Here is a 15602-nt window from a genome sequence, read left to right as displayed (position 1 = left end):
GGCTTGTTGGGGGAAGGGTGGATTTGATATAATTTGGGTCATATATGATTATAAATTGCGTGCATGGAGGTTGGCATAAGGTGAAGGATTTATTATCGGAGATTGAGAGTTACTGGACTACCCGGGCTGAGGGGTATTCTGAAGTTAATCATAAGGAATTGAATGGGATGCAGAAGGGGGCATGGCTTGAGGTGTTGAAAGGGCAGTTCCCGGAGAAAGCGAAGGATGAGATTAAGATTTTGGATATCGGAACAGGACCTGGATTTTTTCCTGTTATTCTGGCTGAGGCGGGATATAAGGTGACTGCTGTTGATTATACGCAGGAGATGTTGGATACCGCGAAGAGGAATGCCGGTAATCTTTGTGAGCGGATTTCTTTTTATAAGATGGATGCTCAGAATCTGGAATTTGAGGATGATGTGTTTGATGTTGTGATCAGCAGGAATCTGACATGGAATCTGAAGGATCCTAAGAGAGCTTATGAAGAGTGGTGTCGTGTACTGAAACCGGGCGGAAAGCTTCTTAATTTCGATGCAAACTGGTACGGTTATCTTTATGATGAGGAGAAACGCCTGTCTTATGAGGAAGACCGAAAGAGTGTGGAGAGTGAGCATCTGGATGATCATTACCTCTGTACGGATATTGACAGAATGGAGAAGATTGCACTGCAGATGCCTCTTTCTTCTATTAACAGACCGTCCTGGGACAGGAAGTTTCTGAAGGAGAACGGGTTTGAGTCTGTGGCAGTGGATACCGGGATCTGGCAGCGGGTGTGGAGTCAGGAAGAGAAGCTGAATTATCATTCTACGCCGATGTTTATGATCAGCGCTGTGAAGGAAGAGAAAAACTTCTGGTCCGAGAATGATGGAATGGGTGATTCTGATAGCGGATATGACAGGGAAAGAGATTTGGAGGATGCCGCGTTGTGTACTGCTCCGGGTATGAAAAAGAGTGGATTTCTGAGACTGGGCGGAGGTGAGTTTTCGCTTCCTTATACAGTAATCTGCGGTTCTCATCCCGGAAAGACAGTTCTAATCACCGCTGCGGTCCATGGAGGAGAATATGTGGGAATCCAGGCTGCTGTTGAGCTTGCAGATAAACTGAAGCCTGAGAAGATCCATGGAAGAGTAATCTTGGTTAAGACTGTGTGCAGGAAGGAATTTGAGGAGAGGAGCGGCAGTGTCTGCCCGGAGGATGAGAAGAATCTGAATCGTGTATTTCCGGGGAATCCGCAGGGAACCAGGATGGACCGTCTGGCGTATGAGGTGGTTCAGAAGCTTCACAGTGCAGCAGATTATTATATTGATCTTCACAGCGGGGATGATTATGAGCAGCTTACGCCTTATATTTACTATGCCGGATGTGCAGATGAAGATGTGGTTCAGATGTCAAGGAAGATGGCAGAGCAGGCAGATGTTCCCTATATGGTAAAGTCTAATGTGGCATCCGGTGGTTCTTACAATTATGCTGCCGCATGTGGCATTCCCAGTGTTCTGATCGAACGTGGCCAGATGGGAGGCTGGAGTCCGGAGGAGGTTCATTCTACAAGAAAAGATGTGCGTAATATTCTGTGTGCGCTGGGTGTTTACGATGGCATGAGAAGTTACAGTAATTATTATCCCATGGAAATTGAAGATGTGCGTTATCAGTCTGCCAGTGTATCCGGGCTGTGGTATCCTGCCAAAAAACCGGGAGATATCATTAAGGTTGGAGAGTATCTTGGCTGTGTTAAGGATTATGAGAGAAATATTCTGGAGACAAGTTTATCCGATTTAAATGGAGTGGTTCTATATCAGACGGGAAGTCTTCAGGTTATTAAGGATGGTCCGATGATCGCATATGGCAGTTTCAGCAGAAGAAAGGATGAACGCAAGAAAAAGATCACAAATTACTGGGCGAAAAGAAGCGACAGTTTTATGGAACAGAGAAGAGCTGAGCTTCACAGTGATATGGCTGATAAATGGCTGAAAGAGATCGGGACTTTTCTTCCTGATGGAAAATTAAGGATTCTGGATGTGGGATGCGGTGCAGGCTTCTTTTCCATTCTTTTAGCAAAACTGGGACATGAAGTTACAGGAATCGATCTGACACCGGATATGATCATTCATTCCAGGGAACTGGCAAAAGAAGAGAACGCCTCCTGTACGTTTGAAGTAATGGATGCGGAAAATCCGGATTTTCCTGATGGTACCTTTGATGTGATCGTGTCCAGAAATCTTACCTGGACACTTCCGGATGCAGCAAGAGCATATAAAGAATGGATTCGTGTGCTGAAAACGGGAGGAATCCTGATCAACGCAGATGCCAATTATGGTGCAGATGATTTCTCAGATACTGCTGATTTGCCTGCCAATCATGCTCATTTTACAGTAGGCGATGCCATGATGCAGGAATGCGAGGAAATTAAACGTCAGCTTCCTATCAGTTCCTATGTACGCCCTGCCTGGGATCTGGAGACACTGGGAAAACTGGGTATCAACAGATTCTCCATTGATCTGGGTATCAGCAGCAGAATTTATACAAAGAAAGATGAGTTTTATAATCCAACCCCTATGTTCCTGATCTGCGGCGAAAAAAATAAATGTAATAATTGAGAAAAATGAAGCATATATTAAAGGGAGATTTCATTGATGGAGCCTTCCTTTTTTTCTTTTTTGCAAGCTAAAATGTTACAAAAATATGAAAAAAGCTTGACAAAATCAATTATATTAAATATAATTTTCTTATAAGTTACAGAAATGTTACAACCATAAAAACCTGTAATTAAAAAAACTCAAGGAATGATAAGTATGAAAGTTCAGAAAAAAGAGTCAAAACAGTCCGGCAATCCGGCGCGGAGTCTGATACTGGTTACAGTGTGTACCTGTACGGCGATTGCGTTTGCAGCAGGCGGCAGAATAGCAGATTTTAATGGAAAAAACAAAGTATATGCAGCTTCTGAAAATAGGGAGAAAACTTTTTCCTCTGATGCTGACGAAACAGATGTACTGCCAACAGGAATTGCAGGAGTAGTATCTGGAATGAATGATACAGCTTCTCCAAAAAAATCAGTCACACGTATCGGAACTTCCTGTGAACAGGTAATGGTCGGTCAGAGAATCAAAGTTATTGAAGATAATATGGCAGAATTCGATGTCAGCTCTTCTATGGAGAGCAGCATCAATGAGTTGGATGCAAGGACAGCGGCTCTTGCAGAGAGCGCCCGGATGATGTCGGATGAGGACTATGATACATTGCTTCATATTGTAGAGGCTGAAGCAGGTACTGAGGATGTCAAGGGACGCATTCTGGTTGCCAATGTGATCATGAACCGTATAAAGAATAAGGAATTTCCCGATACAGTCACAGAAGTGGTATGGCAGAATACCAATGGTGTTCCGCAGTTTTCACCGACTTATGACGGACGTATCAATGAAGTAACTGTTACAGATGAGACAAGAGAAGCCGTCAGACAGGCTCTTGAAGGTGTGGATTATTCAGAAGGAGCACTGTTTTTTATCCAGAAATCTGAAGCTGAAAGCCAGAATGTCTCCTGGTTTGAGAAAGATCTGAAAAGGCTGTTTAAATACGGCGTACATGAATTTTATACCTATCCGGATTCAGCAGAAAGTTCCACAGGATCGTAATAAACGATACTCTTCATATAACTCATTTAACAGGATTGCGGTAATACTGCTCAAAATATGGACATATTCTTCGGGAACAAAAGAATATGTCCATATTTTTGATTTATAGTAATCAATCATAAAAAGACAGAAAAAAGAGAAATAATTTAGGATAGTATTTTGCTAAAGTATATGCTATAATGTGCTCAATTGGCGAAATGAATAACTGTAACTGTTCAGCGGTTTATTATTACTGCCAATATACTGAACAGTTACGAATAACTTTGGAAAGGCAGGAAATATCATGCAGGTATTATACAAAAGCACAAGAGGAAAAGAAGAAACCGTAACAGCTTCTATGGCTATTTTAAAGGGGCTTTCTGAGGATGGCGGCTTATTTGTGCCGACAGAGATTCCGAAGCTGGATGTCCCAATGGATGAGCTGGCAAAGATGAGCTATCAGGAGACAGCATATGAAGTAATGAAATGTTTCCTTACTGATTTTACAGAAGAAGAATTAAAGAACTGCATCAACAATGCCTATGATGAAAAATTTGATACAAAAGAGATCGCACCGCTTCATGAAGCAGACGGAGCTTATTTCCTTGAGCTGTATCATGGTGCGACCATTGCGTTTAAGGATATGGCATTATCAATTCTTCCACATCTTATGACTACAGCTGCTAAGAAGAATCAGGTAAAAAATGAGATTGTTATTCTTACCGCTACTTCCGGAGATACAGGTAAAGCGGCAATGGCCGGATTTGCAGATGTTCCGGGAACCAAGATCATCGTTTTCTATCCGAAACATGGTGTAAGTCCTATCCAGGAGAAACAGATGGTAACTCAGAAAGGCAACAATACATATGTTGTGGGAATTACCGGAAACTTTGACGATGCACAGACTGCCGTAAAGAAAATGTTCAATGATAAGGAACTGGAAGCAGAACTTGATGCTGCAGGATATCAGTTCTCATCTGCGAACTCTATCAATATTGGACGTCTGGTACCGCAGATTGTTTATTATGTATATGCATATGCATCACTTGTACGTCAGGGCAAGATCAAAGACGGTCAGGAGATCAATGTGGTAGTACCTACCGGAAACTTTGGAAATATCCTGGCTGCTTATTATGCAAAACAGATGGGACTTCCGGTTCACAAACTTATCTGTGCCTCCAATGATAACAAGGTTCTGTATGATTTCTTCCGCACAGGAACTTATGACAGAAAGCGTGACTTTATCCTTACAACCTCACCGTCCATGGATATTCTGATCTCCAGCAATCTGGAACGTCTGATCTACCGTATCGCAGGCGGTGATGCAAAAAAATGTGCAGAGCTGATGCAGTCTCTTACTGCTGGCGGCGAGTATACCATCACAGAAGACATGAAGGCACAGCTTGCAGACTTCTATGGCAATTACTGTACAGAAGACGAAACAGCAAAAACAATCGCAGAAATCTTCAAAGACAGTCATTATGTGATAGATACCCATACTGCAGTTGCAGCAGGTGTTTATGACAAATATGTAAAAGATACCAATGATACCACACCAACTGTCATTGCATCCACAGCAAGCCCATATAAATTTACAAGAAGTGTAATGGAAGCACTTGGAGCAGATACAGACGGTAAGGATGATTTTGCACTGGCTGATGAACTGAGTGCGCTTTCCGGAGTGAAACTTCCACAGGCAGTTGAGACGATCCGCACAGCACCGGTACTTCATAACCGGGTGGTAGATGCGCCGGATATGCCAAAGGCAGTAAAAGATATCCTTGGAATCCGATAATCTCCATATTATAAAAAAATATAATTAATTCTACATTTTATGTTGAAAAAGAACATATACTGGAGTATAATAAAAATCAGTTAAAAACAGTGAATATCCTGAAATGTACGAGGCCCCTTCTTTTTTTGAACCTACATCGACTTTAACGGGAACCCAACATCGCAGGCCGGATGTCAGGCCGTCATTATGCAGCGGAAGACAGAAGGTCTGTTGAGGATACCCACCTAGCTGCGGCTAGGCGTCAATGGGAAGGGAACGGCATTTCGGGAACTGTAAAAATGAGCCGTAGAGAGGCTCTTTTTTATTATCTTTTGGATTTAATATTATTTTATGATACGGGAGGTTGGAAACAATGAGTGTTTCTGAAAGAAAGTTCGGCATATTACAGACTGGGGAAACAGTAAAAATTTTTCATCTGGAAAACAAATCCGGGGCATATGCGGAAGTGACAGATTTTGGAGCAATCCTGGTTAAGGTCTGCGTACCTGATAAAGATGGTACTTTAACAGACGTAGTACTTGGATATGATGATCTGGCATCTTATGAAGTAAATGGATGCTTTTTCGGTTCAACCATCGGCAGAAACGGAAACCGCATCGGCGGTGCGAAATTCTCTGTCAATGGCAAAGAAGTAGTTCTTGCTCAGAATGAGAATGACAATAATCTTCACAGCGGTCCTGACGGATTTGAAAAAAAGCTCTGGAAAGTGGCTGAGATTTCCGATGATAAAAACAGTGTTATATTTAACCGTATAAGTCCGGATGGCGAGAATGGTTTCCCGGGAGAATTTGATGTGTCTGTAAAATATGAGTTTACGGAAGACAACGAACTGAGGATCCATTATCAGGGAATCTGCGATGAACCGACAGTTGCCAATATGACAAATCATTCTTATTTCAATCTGAATGGTGAGGGAAGCGGAACCGCCATGGATCAGTATCTTACAATCCATGCAAAATATTATACACCTGTAGCCGACAGTCATTCCATTCCTACAGGAGTGTATGGGGAAGTTGCAGGGACTCCCATGGATTTCAGAACTGCCAAAAAGATCGGGCAGGATATTGAAGCAGAATTTGACCAGCTGAAATTCACAGGCGGATATGACCACAATTATGTGACAGACAATTATGCAAAAGGAAACAGAAGACTGATCGCAACCGCATACAGTGATAAAACCGGAATTGCCATGGATGTCACTTCTGACTGTCCATGTGTACAGTTTTACGCAGCAAATTTTGTCGAAAATGAACATGGTAAAAATGGTCATACTTACAATAAGCGGGATGCTTTCTGTCTGGAAACGCAGGTTGAACCGAATGCGGTCAATGTTGAAGATTTCCACTCCCCGATTCTTAATGCAGGTGAACAGTATGATTCTGTGACTGCTTATCATTTCTACATCATAAAGTAAAAATCTGACCATAAAACTAATTACATATTGATCCGGTTTTTTTCATATCTACAGCATTCCAGCATGAAAAGAACCGGATTTTATTATCCATAATTCATGTTTGTCATAACGGCAGTTTCATGGTATGATAGTAAACAGAGATATTCGAAACAGTTATCTTTATAATTACAGCAATCACCATAAATGCATTATCAGAAATGACTGCTGTAAAATAACAGAATGGAGACATATATGAAAAAGAAAAATAAAACCCGGTCTGTTACAGGGCTTTTATTCGGGTTTATGGAACGTGTATCCGGAGATCACGTAGGAGCTTATGCGACACAGGCAGCGTATTTTCTGATCATGTCTTTTATTCCCTGCATTCTGTTTCTGACTACACTGGTACGGTATACACCTCTGACCTATAATGTAGTCAGGGATGCGATCGTTGCTTTTATTCCGGAGAATCTGCAGAGTTTTGTTCTGGGGATCGTGGTAGATGTATACAAAAGAAGTACTGCAATTGTCCCTTTGTCAGCAATTGTGGCACTGTGGTCTGCCGGAAAAGGAATGCAGTCTATCATCAATGGATTAAATACCATTTATCACGTAAAAGAAACCCGTAACTGGCTGTTAACCAGAATTTATGCAGTATTCTATACTTTATCACTGGTGATTGCGGTAATCGTGTCTCTGCTTATGCTTGTACTCGGAAACGAAATACAGAAAGTTGTATCAAGATATATTCCTTTTCTTGGAAGAGTTCTGGGAAAAATACTGGGGGCAAGAGCACTGTTGGTATTTGGTGTGTTGTTTCTGGTTTTTCTTATGTTGTATAAGGTTCTTCCGAACAGAAAAGCCACATTCAAAAGCCAGATTCCCGGAGCTTTGATCATAGCAGTTGCATGGTCGATATTTTCATACGGATTCTCTTTTTATTTTGAGATTTTTCCGGGATTCAGTAATATGTACGGAAACCTTGCGACGATCATCATGGTCATGGTATGGTTGTATATCTGTATGAATCTTCTGTTATACGGTGCAGAGATCAATGCTTATTTTGAAAAAGAATTCCGGATTGCACATAAATCGGTACAGGAACTGCTGGCACATGAAAAAGAAAAAAAGCAGCAGGAAAATGAATGAATTCTGGCTGTTACTGTTCACTGGTAATATCCCGCGAGGTGTTTTTTGTGAGCGAAGGTCACAGAAAACCCGAGACATACTGCGCGAATTTATGCGATTAGCATAAATTCTGTGCATCGCGAAGCGTGTTGCTGGGAACGGAGTGAACAGTAACTTTTGGCTACGTTGTGAACATGACAGTCAGGGGGCTTTTTATTGTAAAGCCTTTCTGAGTGTGCTATAATAAACCATAATTTTGGAGAAACAAAAAGGAATCAGTTCTATGATCGTTGTATATTTGATATTTTTGGCTGTCATTCAGGCTGTGACGGAATTTCTTCCTGTCAGCAGCCTGGGACATTTATGCATATTGGAACAATATATGGGAATCGGCCACGAAACCGGATTGCTGTCAGAAACGATGCTCCATCTTGGAAGTGCGGCAGCAATTATATTTTTGTTCCGCAAAGATTTAAAAAAAATCGGACTGGGACTTCTGGGGATGTTTATGGATATGATCGGTAATCTGAATCTATATATCCATAACAAGAAGACAGGGGAAAGTTTGGGCTATGCCAGAATAGTCACCGGAACATATCGGAAAACAGGTGCACTTCTTGTGATTTCCATGATTCCAACAGCACTTCTGGGACTTACAGGAAAACGGCTGGCTCTTCTGGCCGCAGACTCTCAGATTGTTCCGGGAATCGGATTTTTACTTACAGGCGTATTTCTTCTGGTAACAGATCTGAATAAATCCGGTGGAAAAAAGGGACCGAGAGAGGCTTCTTATGACAGCGCCATGTGGATTGGAATTTGTCAGGGGATTGCTGTCTTTCCGGGGATTTCCAGAATGGGATTTACGTTATGTGCTGCACTGTTATGCGGATATAACCGCAAATTTGCGGTTCGTTTTTCTGTTTTTATGAGTCTGCCTGCTATCATAGGTGCTTTTTTTACGGAAATCGGAAATTTTGGTGCTTCTGAAATGACAGCAGGACTTGGGTTTACATATGTATTTGCAATGATCATCGCCGGTTTTGCGGGATGTCTTGTTATCCGAAATACAATAGCCATGACTCAGAATATAAAATTACGCTATTTTGCATATTATTCATTTATAGTCGGTATTATTACACTGGCATTAAATTTTGCCCTGTAAAGGGAAGATATTTACGAGAAGATCAAGGAGGGGAGCCTTAGAATGGCAGCATCAAAGAGTAAGAATACCGGGCATTCGGGAAGAAATACAAAAAAGAAGACAGCAATGGAACAGGAAGTCGGCAGATTTCAGACAGAAATCATATTATTTGTGATTTTGGCCGCATGTGTAATCCTGATGGCAAGCAATTTTGGAGCAGGTGGTTTTGTGGGAGATGCGATCAGTAATTTCTGTTTCGGACTGATGGGACTGATGGCATATCTGTTTCCAATCGTATTTTTCCTTGAATCAGCATTTATTCTGATCAATAAAACAAACCGGCTGGCATATAAGAAACTTGCAGCGGCGTTTGTGATGTTTCTGTTTCTGTGTGGGGCAGCGCAGCTTCTCACAGATGGATATATGCAGAGTACAACTTTGCTGGATTATTATGCTTTAAGCGCAGATTATAAAACAGGCGGTGGTCTGATCGGAGGAGCGATCTGTATTTCTGTCACATCTGCTTTTGGAACTATCGGCGGATATGTGATCATTATACTGGCATTTGTTGTATGTATGATCATTATCACACAGCGCTCTCTGCTTGATTTTGTAACGCGGCTGGTTATAAAGGTGTGTGATTTTGTAAAAGACAGACATATGCGCTATATGCAGGGGCAGCCTGAACGTGAGCGATATAGAGAAGAACGTGCCAGAGAACGTCAGCTTATAAGAGAACAGCGGCGTGAAGAAAGAGTCCGCAGACTGGAGGAAGAAATTGGCGATGATGAATTTTCAGATGATGACTTTCTCATGGATCCTTCGGAAGCAAAAAAAATGAAAAAAGGCGGCTTTCTGGAAGGAACCAAGCTGACAGGCTATTCTGAACAGAAGCCAAAGAAAAAGGGGAAACTTCTGAAAAAAGCAGCAGATACAGATAAAGCAGCAGCCGAAGCTGCGGAGAATACCGAGAACACAGGGATTAAATCCTCTGATGATGCGGATAATAAACCATACATCGATGCTCCGATGAATTTTGAGATTCACAGAGCGGATACATCCCCGGATACATACGAGGCAGATAATGAATCACAACAGCAGGAAGACCTTCCATTTGAAGATGCTGTCACTGACCGGAAGAAATCTGTGGTTTCAGAACCGGAGGAAGATCTGCCCCCTTTTCAGGATGAGAAGGCAGTGCGGCCGCCTTCGAAAAACCCCAAATCTTCTGAAAAGGAGATACAGAGCGGAATTGTAAACATTCAGCATGAGATCACCCGACAGGAAGCAGCCGTAAAAAAAGAATATAAATTTCCAGCCTTAAATCTGCTGAAGAAAGGAAGCAGCAAAGCTCAGGGGGATTCTGATGCCTATCTGCGTAAGACTGCAAAAAAACTCCAGGAAGTACTTCACAATTTCGGCGTGAACGTGACTGTCACTAATGTGAGCTGCGGACCAACAGTTACCCGTTATGAACTTCAGCCCGAGATGGGAGTGAAGGTCAGCAAAATTGTAGGTCTTGCAGATGACATCAAACTGAATCTTGCCACTCCTGATATCCGTATTGAAGCACCGATCCCCGGCAAAGCAGCAGTGGGCATTGAGGTTCCCAATAAAGAGAACAGTACGGTTATGCTCAGAGATCTGCTCCAGTCAGAAGAATTTCAGAAGGCAAAATCCAAACTTTCTTTTGCAGTAGGAAAGGATATTGCAGGTAAGACTGTAGTTGCGGATATTGCCAAAATGCCACATCTTCTCATCGCAGGTGCAACCGGTTCAGGTAAATCAGTATGTATCAATACACTTATCATCAGTATCCTGTACAAGGCAAATCCGGATGAAGTAAAGCTTATCATGATCGATCCTAAAGTAGTAGAGCTCAGTGTGTATAACGGAATTCCACATTTGTTTATTCCGGTTGTGACAGATCCGAAGAAAGCAGCAGGCGCATTAAACTGGGCAGTACAGGAGATGACAAACCGTTACAATACATTTGCGGAGTACGGTGTCCGTAATCTGGATGAATATAATAGAAAAGCAGAGCAGATCAAGGTGGCAGGAGCTGAAGAAGAACCTGTGAAAATGCCGCAGATCGTGATCGTCGTGGATGAGCTTGCAGACCTTATGATGGTTGCGCCCGGAGAGGTGGAGGATGCTATCTGTCGCCTGGCCCAGCTTGCACGTGCGGCAGGTATCCATCTGATCATTGCCACACAGAGACCGTCTGTAAATGTTATCACCGGTCTGATCAAGGCGAATATGCCTTCCAGAATTGCTTTCTCTGTATCTTCCGGTGTGGATTCCAGGACAATTCTGGATATGAACGGAGCCGAGAAGCTTCTTGGAAAAGGTGATATGCTCTTTTATCCTCAGGGATATCAGAAGCCTGCAAGACTTCAGGGTGCATTTGTATCTGATGATGAGGTAAGTGCTGTGGTTGAATTTCTTGCAGATAAAAATCCGGGTGTCCAGTATAACCAACAGATCGAGCAGCAGGTAAATTCTCCTGTAACAACAGGTATGTCCGGAGATGAAAGGGACATCCATTTTGAAGAAGCAGGTAAGTTTATCATAGAGAAAGAGAAAGCTTCTATTGGTATGCTGCAGAGAATGTTTAAGATTGGTTTCAACAGAGCGGCAAGAATCATGGATCAGCTCTGCGACGCAGGTGTAGTGGGACCGGAAGAGGGAACAAAACCGAGAAAAGTTCTTATGTCTATGGAGGAGTTTCAGAATTATCTGGAAAATCAGTAAGTGAGGACTGTCTATGAAATGTCCTAAATGTCATAAAGAGGTGGAAAAAGGCTCTCTGTACTGCCCCTACTGCCTTGCGGAGATACCCTGGGTAAGAGAATTCAGCACAGTGGAAACTCTGATGAAAAAGGAGCAGCAGAACCGCCCATCCGAAAAAAAACAGAAAACAGAAATTATAAAATATTTCAAACATCCCAAAAGAAGAAAGCTGAAATTCAGCAGAAAACAGCTTCTATGCCTGCTTCTGTGTGCGGCGACACTGCTGGGGTTCTTTTGTTATCGGCAGTTAAATACTTTTTCTGCCTTATATTCCAGGGCAAAAAAACAATATGCACAGCAAAACTATGAAGAAGCACAGCGGATTGCAGAAAATGCTCTGGATAAAAATCCCAAAAATGAAGCCGCCAATCTTCTTCTGGCCAAAAGTATGGAGAAATCAGGCGATAAACGATCCGCACTTCTTGTTTTGCGCCCGTTTATCCAGAACAAAACTGCGGGAACAGGAATATATAAAGAGTATGTGAAGCTTCTTACACAGGAGGGAAAGACCAACGAAGTCAGACTGATCCTGAAATCTGCTGACAGAGAGGTGCAGAATGCCTGCGCAGAATATATCTGCGAAACACCTGTATCAAATCCTGCACCCGGAACCTATACTACAACGCAGACTCTGAAACTAGAAGGTAACTGCCAAAAGATTTATTACACATTAGATGGAAGCACACCTACCAGAAAAAGTAAAGTATATACAGAACCTATTATTCTGAGGGAAGGCACAACTGAATTAAAAGCCTTTGGTGTAAATGATAAAAATATTGAAAGTGATGTGATCAGCAGGAAATATGTGATTGTTTTAAATGCACCGAAAGCCCCCAAAGTAACACCTAAATCAGGGGATTACAATAAAAAAACAGAGATTAAGATCACTGTCCCAGATGGATGTAAAGCATATTATGCATTTGATTCTGAACCGGATCTTAACAGTACTGTTTATGAACAGCCAATCTCCATGCCTGTGGGTTACCATAGGCTGAATGTTATTCTTGTTGCAGCAAATGGCAAGACCAGTAAGATGACTGCTATGGAATATTATCTGCAGTACTAAAAATACTGTGATTTTATCGCTGATTTTATTAAAATAGAAGGAAGAAGATCATGGAAATCCGTATTGTTACAGTTGGAAAGATCAAAGAAAAATATCTGTGTGACGGAATCGCAGAATATGCCAAACGACTGAGCAGATACTGCAAGCTGACTTTCTGTCAGGTAGCAGATGAAAAAACACCGGATAAAGCGTCAGAAGCACTGAACACACAGATTAAAAATACAGAAGGCGAACGTCTGATGAAACATATACGCGAACAGGATTATGTTATCGCACTGGCAATTGACGGAAAAACGCCGGATTCTGTAGAACTCTCTCAAAAAATTGAGAAACTGGGAGTTTCCGGTATCAGTTCCATTGCATTTGTGATCGGAGGTTCCTTAGGACTGAGTGAGAGTGTTCTGAAACGTGCAGATTATAAGCTCAGCTTTTCCAGAATGACTTTTCCGCATCAGCTGATGCAGATGATCCTTTTGGAACAGATATACAGAAGCTACCGCATTATGAATCACGAACCCTATCATAAATGAACGAATGTACCAACAAGTCCAAAAGAAAGAAGAAAACTATGAACATAGAAAAATTTGAAGAATTTATTTCACAGTACCCGATTTTTGAATACCGCATACTGGACACAAAAGATATTACAATTCAGGAACGCGTGCGCACGATCTGCCAAGAAGAATGCGAACGTTATGATTCTACCTGGGCCTGTCCCCCCGCAGTAGGAACCCTGCAGGAATGTGAAAAAAAAATAAAAAGTTATCCTCAGGCTGTTTTCTTTTCCAGTGTAGCGGAAGTTTCGGATATCATGAACATGGAAGAAATGCTTTCTACAAGACGGGCACACGAGGACCTGACTACAGAGGTGGGAAAATATCTGAATAAAGAAGGGTATGAAACTTACATCCTGTCTACAGAATCCTGTGATATCTGTGAAAAATGTGCCTATAAAGAGGGAAAGCCATGCAGATATCCTGATCGGATGCATCCATGTCTGGAAAGTCATGGTGTAGTAGTAAATGAGATTGTAGAGCGTGAATCTATGGAATATAATCTGGGTGGAAATACAATTCTGTGGTTTTCTATGGTTTTGTTTCGATGATTGCTGCTGAAACGTGTTTTAAAGAAAGTTCTTCCGGCATAGACTGATAGTAAAAGCCGGGGGAGCTTTTTTTATGAAAAAAGCAGGACAATGGAAAAACCGGATGGTGCTGGCATTAGAACTTCCGCCTGATCTGGCATATAATGAAACGATCGTCACACTGACCGGTCAGACGGAAGCTGTTATCGAAAATTATAAATCTGTTTTTAAATATACACCTTCTGAAATTGTGATACAGTCTTTTTGCGGAAAAGTGACCATATCCGGGAAAAATCTTGAAATCCGCTGGTACAATTCCAGTGCAATGAAAGTGACGGGAAGTATTTATGATATAAAAGCGGGTGACAGCGAATGTTGAAATTTTTGAAATTAATATATGGTTATGTGATCATCCTTATAAGAGGAGAAAATCTGGAACGCTTTCTGAATCTCTGCAAAAGCAGAAAAGTTTATATGGAAAAGATCCGGTACAGAGAGGACGGCCAGCTTATGGCACAAATGCAGGCCGCTGATTTCTTTCGCCTGAGACCTCTCCGGAATAAAACAGGTGTACATATTCAGATCATACAGAGACGGGGAATGCCCTTCTTTTTTTTAAGGAATAAAAAAAGAAAGGCTTTTTTTACAGGCATGATTCTGGGAGGTATCCTGATATTTTTTTTGACAGGGAGAATCTGGAATATCCATATTGAAGGAAATGTCAGAAACAGTACCGGAGAAATCCTCGATTTTCTGGATACGCAGGATATAAACCATGGGATGTCCAAAAAAAAGATCAACTGTTCAGAAGTTGCAGCAGCTGTACGGAAAAATTTTCCGGAGATTACCTGGGTATCTGCCAGAATAGAAGGAACCCGTCTGATTCTTAATATCCAGGAAGGAATTATCCCCCAAAAAACCAACAGTAATACCTCACCCTGTAATCTGCTCGCAGACAAGGACGGAGTGATCACAGATATGATCGTCCGAAGGGGCATACCGGTAAAAAAGCCCGGGGATTCCTGCAAAAAAGGGGAACTTCTGGTATCCGGGGAACTTCATATCATGAATGACAGTCAGGAAGTCCTGCGAAAGGAATACGTTCATGCAGATGCGGATATTTTTATTTCCAGACAAATTTCCTATTATCAGGAATTTCCATTAAAATACCGTACAGAAATCCCTGCCGGCAAAAAGAAAAAAGAAATGTACTTCCGGTTTGGGCACTGGTATCTGGGATTGTATCCGGCATTACATACAGGTCAGAAACGTATCACAGAGGAAATTCCTCTGCGTATCACAGAAAATTTTATACTTCCTGTATGGATCGGATGGACCGAAACTACTGATTATACAGTAAAAGAAGAAACCTATACCAGAAAAGAAGCCGAGAAGGAAGCTGTGCGAAGATTTCATCAATATGAAAAGAAGCTGCTTCAAAATGGCATTAAGATCAGTGAAAATCATATTACTACCAGGCTGACAGAATCTCTGTGCATTACCGGAGGAACCCTGCTTATCATCGAACAGACAGGCGAAAAAAGCCGGATAACATAAAATTCCATAAAAATTTGTATTTAAAAAGTTGCAGGGAGGT

12 protein-coding genes and 1 other RNA gene are annotated in these 15602 nt (G+C 41.8%); all 13 read left to right on the top strand.

Going from position 1 to position 15602, the window contains the following annotated elements; genetic code table 11:
* Window positions 1-80 precede the first annotated feature (80 nt).
* The 13 genes from LJE09_RS18105 (at window position 81) to LJE09_RS03095 (ending at window position 15562) form a co-directional block, all read left to right on the top strand.
* Window positions 81-2594, top strand: a complete 2514-nt coding sequence (locus LJE09_RS18105) for a methyltransferase domain-containing protein (RefSeq protein ID WP_227310959.1) — start codon at window positions 81-83, stop codon at window positions 2592-2594.
* A gap of 195 nt (window positions 2595-2789) precedes the next feature.
* On the top strand, window positions 2790-3626 hold the full coding sequence (locus tag LJE09_RS03150; protein ID WP_020993931.1) for a cell wall hydrolase: 837 nt from the start codon (window positions 2790-2792) through the stop codon (window positions 3624-3626).
* 283 nt (window positions 3627-3909) lie between these two features.
* The gene (gene thrC, locus LJE09_RS03145; RefSeq protein ID WP_022381416.1) at window positions 3910-5400 is read left to right on the top strand and encodes a threonine synthase; all 1491 of its coding nucleotides are present in this window, start codon (window positions 3910-3912) and stop codon (window positions 5398-5400) included.
* Between the two features lie 92 nt (window positions 5401-5492).
* Window positions 5493-5674: non-coding RNA, 6S RNA (gene ssrS / locus LJE09_RS03140), on the top strand.
* Between the two features lie 78 nt (window positions 5675-5752).
* On the top strand, window positions 5753-6814 hold the full coding sequence (locus LJE09_RS03135; protein WP_022381415.1) for an aldose epimerase family protein: 1062 nt from the start codon (window positions 5753-5755) through the stop codon (window positions 6812-6814).
* A gap of 231 nt (window positions 6815-7045) precedes the next feature.
* Entirely contained in the window at window positions 7046-7942 is an 897-nt protein-coding gene (locus LJE09_RS03130) for a YihY/virulence factor BrkB family protein (RefSeq protein ID WP_008703238.1), read from the top strand.
* Window positions 7943-8204: 262 nt separating this feature from the next.
* Window positions 8205-9083 carry an undecaprenyl-diphosphate phosphatase gene (locus tag LJE09_RS03125; protein WP_020993930.1) on the top strand — a complete coding sequence of 293 codons (879 nt, stop codon included), beginning with the start codon at window positions 8205-8207 and terminating at the stop codon, window positions 9081-9083.
* Between the two features lie 42 nt (window positions 9084-9125).
* A complete protein-coding gene (locus LJE09_RS03120; protein ID WP_227310958.1) occupies window positions 9126-11816 on the top strand; it encodes an FtsK/SpoIIIE family DNA translocase in 2691 nt (896 codons plus the stop codon).
* Between the two features lie 13 nt (window positions 11817-11829).
* Window positions 11830-12921: a chitobiase/beta-hexosaminidase C-terminal domain-containing protein gene (locus LJE09_RS03115; protein ID WP_022381412.1), complete on the top strand. Its 1092-nt coding sequence runs from the start codon at window positions 11830-11832 to the stop codon at window positions 12919-12921.
* Between the two features lie 50 nt (window positions 12922-12971).
* Entirely contained in the window at window positions 12972-13451 is a 480-nt protein-coding gene (gene rlmH, locus LJE09_RS03110) for a 23S rRNA (pseudouridine(1915)-N(3))-methyltransferase RlmH (RefSeq protein ID WP_022381411.1), read from the top strand.
* Window positions 13452-13489: 38 nt separating this feature from the next.
* A complete protein-coding gene (locus LJE09_RS03105) occupies window positions 13490-14026 on the top strand; it encodes a DUF2284 domain-containing protein (RefSeq protein WP_118341928.1) in 537 nt (178 codons plus the stop codon).
* A 73-nt stretch (window positions 14027-14099) separates the two neighbouring features.
* Window positions 14100-14384 (top strand): YabP/YqfC family sporulation protein, encoded by a 285-nt coding sequence (locus LJE09_RS03100; RefSeq protein WP_020993926.1) that lies wholly within the window; start codon window positions 14100-14102, stop codon window positions 14382-14384.
* Entirely contained in the window at window positions 14378-15562 is a 1185-nt protein-coding gene (locus tag LJE09_RS03095) for a sporulation protein YqfD (RefSeq protein WP_227310957.1), read from the top strand. Before LJE09_RS03100 ends, LJE09_RS03095 begins: the two co-directional genes overlap by 7 nt.
* The last annotated feature ends 40 nt before the right edge of the window (window positions 15563-15602 follow it).

It is taken from the genome of Blautia sp. DFI.3.45, from assembly GCF_020593505.1.
Taxonomy (GTDB): Bacteria; Bacillota; Clostridia; order Lachnospirales; family Lachnospiraceae; genus Blautia_A; species Blautia_A wexlerae.
Note: the sequence above shows the minus strand (reverse complement) of the source record. Positions and strands in the feature narration are given on the sequence as shown.

What these genes read in the sequence shown, in the direction of transcription:
- LJE09_RS03150 (WP_020993931.1), top strand. Translation starts at nt 2,790, where the DNA reads ATGAAAGTTCAGAAAAAAGAGTCAAAACAGTCCGGCAATCCGGCGCGG.
- thrC (WP_022381416.1), top strand. Translation starts at nt 3,910, where the DNA reads ATGCAGGTATTATACAAAAGCACAAGAGGAAAAGAAGAAACCGTAACA.
- LJE09_RS03135 (WP_022381415.1), top strand. Translation starts at nt 5,753, where the DNA reads ATGAGTGTTTCTGAAAGAAAGTTCGGCATATTACAGACTGGGGAAACA.
- LJE09_RS03130 (WP_008703238.1), top strand. Translation starts at nt 7,046, where the DNA reads ATGAAAAAGAAAAATAAAACCCGGTCTGTTACAGGGCTTTTATTCGGG.
- LJE09_RS03125 (WP_020993930.1), top strand. Translation starts at nt 8,205, where the DNA reads ATGATCGTTGTATATTTGATATTTTTGGCTGTCATTCAGGCTGTGACG.
- LJE09_RS03120 (WP_227310958.1), top strand. Translation starts at nt 9,126, where the DNA reads ATGGCAGCATCAAAGAGTAAGAATACCGGGCATTCGGGAAGAAATACA.
- LJE09_RS03115 (WP_022381412.1), top strand. Translation starts at nt 11,830, where the DNA reads ATGAAATGTCCTAAATGTCATAAAGAGGTGGAAAAAGGCTCTCTGTAC.
- rlmH (WP_022381411.1), top strand. Translation starts at nt 12,972, where the DNA reads ATGGAAATCCGTATTGTTACAGTTGGAAAGATCAAAGAAAAATATCTG.
- LJE09_RS03105 (WP_118341928.1), top strand. Translation starts at nt 13,490, where the DNA reads ATGAACATAGAAAAATTTGAAGAATTTATTTCACAGTACCCGATTTTT.
- LJE09_RS03100 (WP_020993926.1), top strand. Translation starts at nt 14,100, where the DNA reads ATGAAAAAAGCAGGACAATGGAAAAACCGGATGGTGCTGGCATTAGAA.
- LJE09_RS03095 (WP_227310957.1), top strand. Translation starts at nt 14,378, where the DNA reads ATGTTGAAATTTTTGAAATTAATATATGGTTATGTGATCATCCTTATA.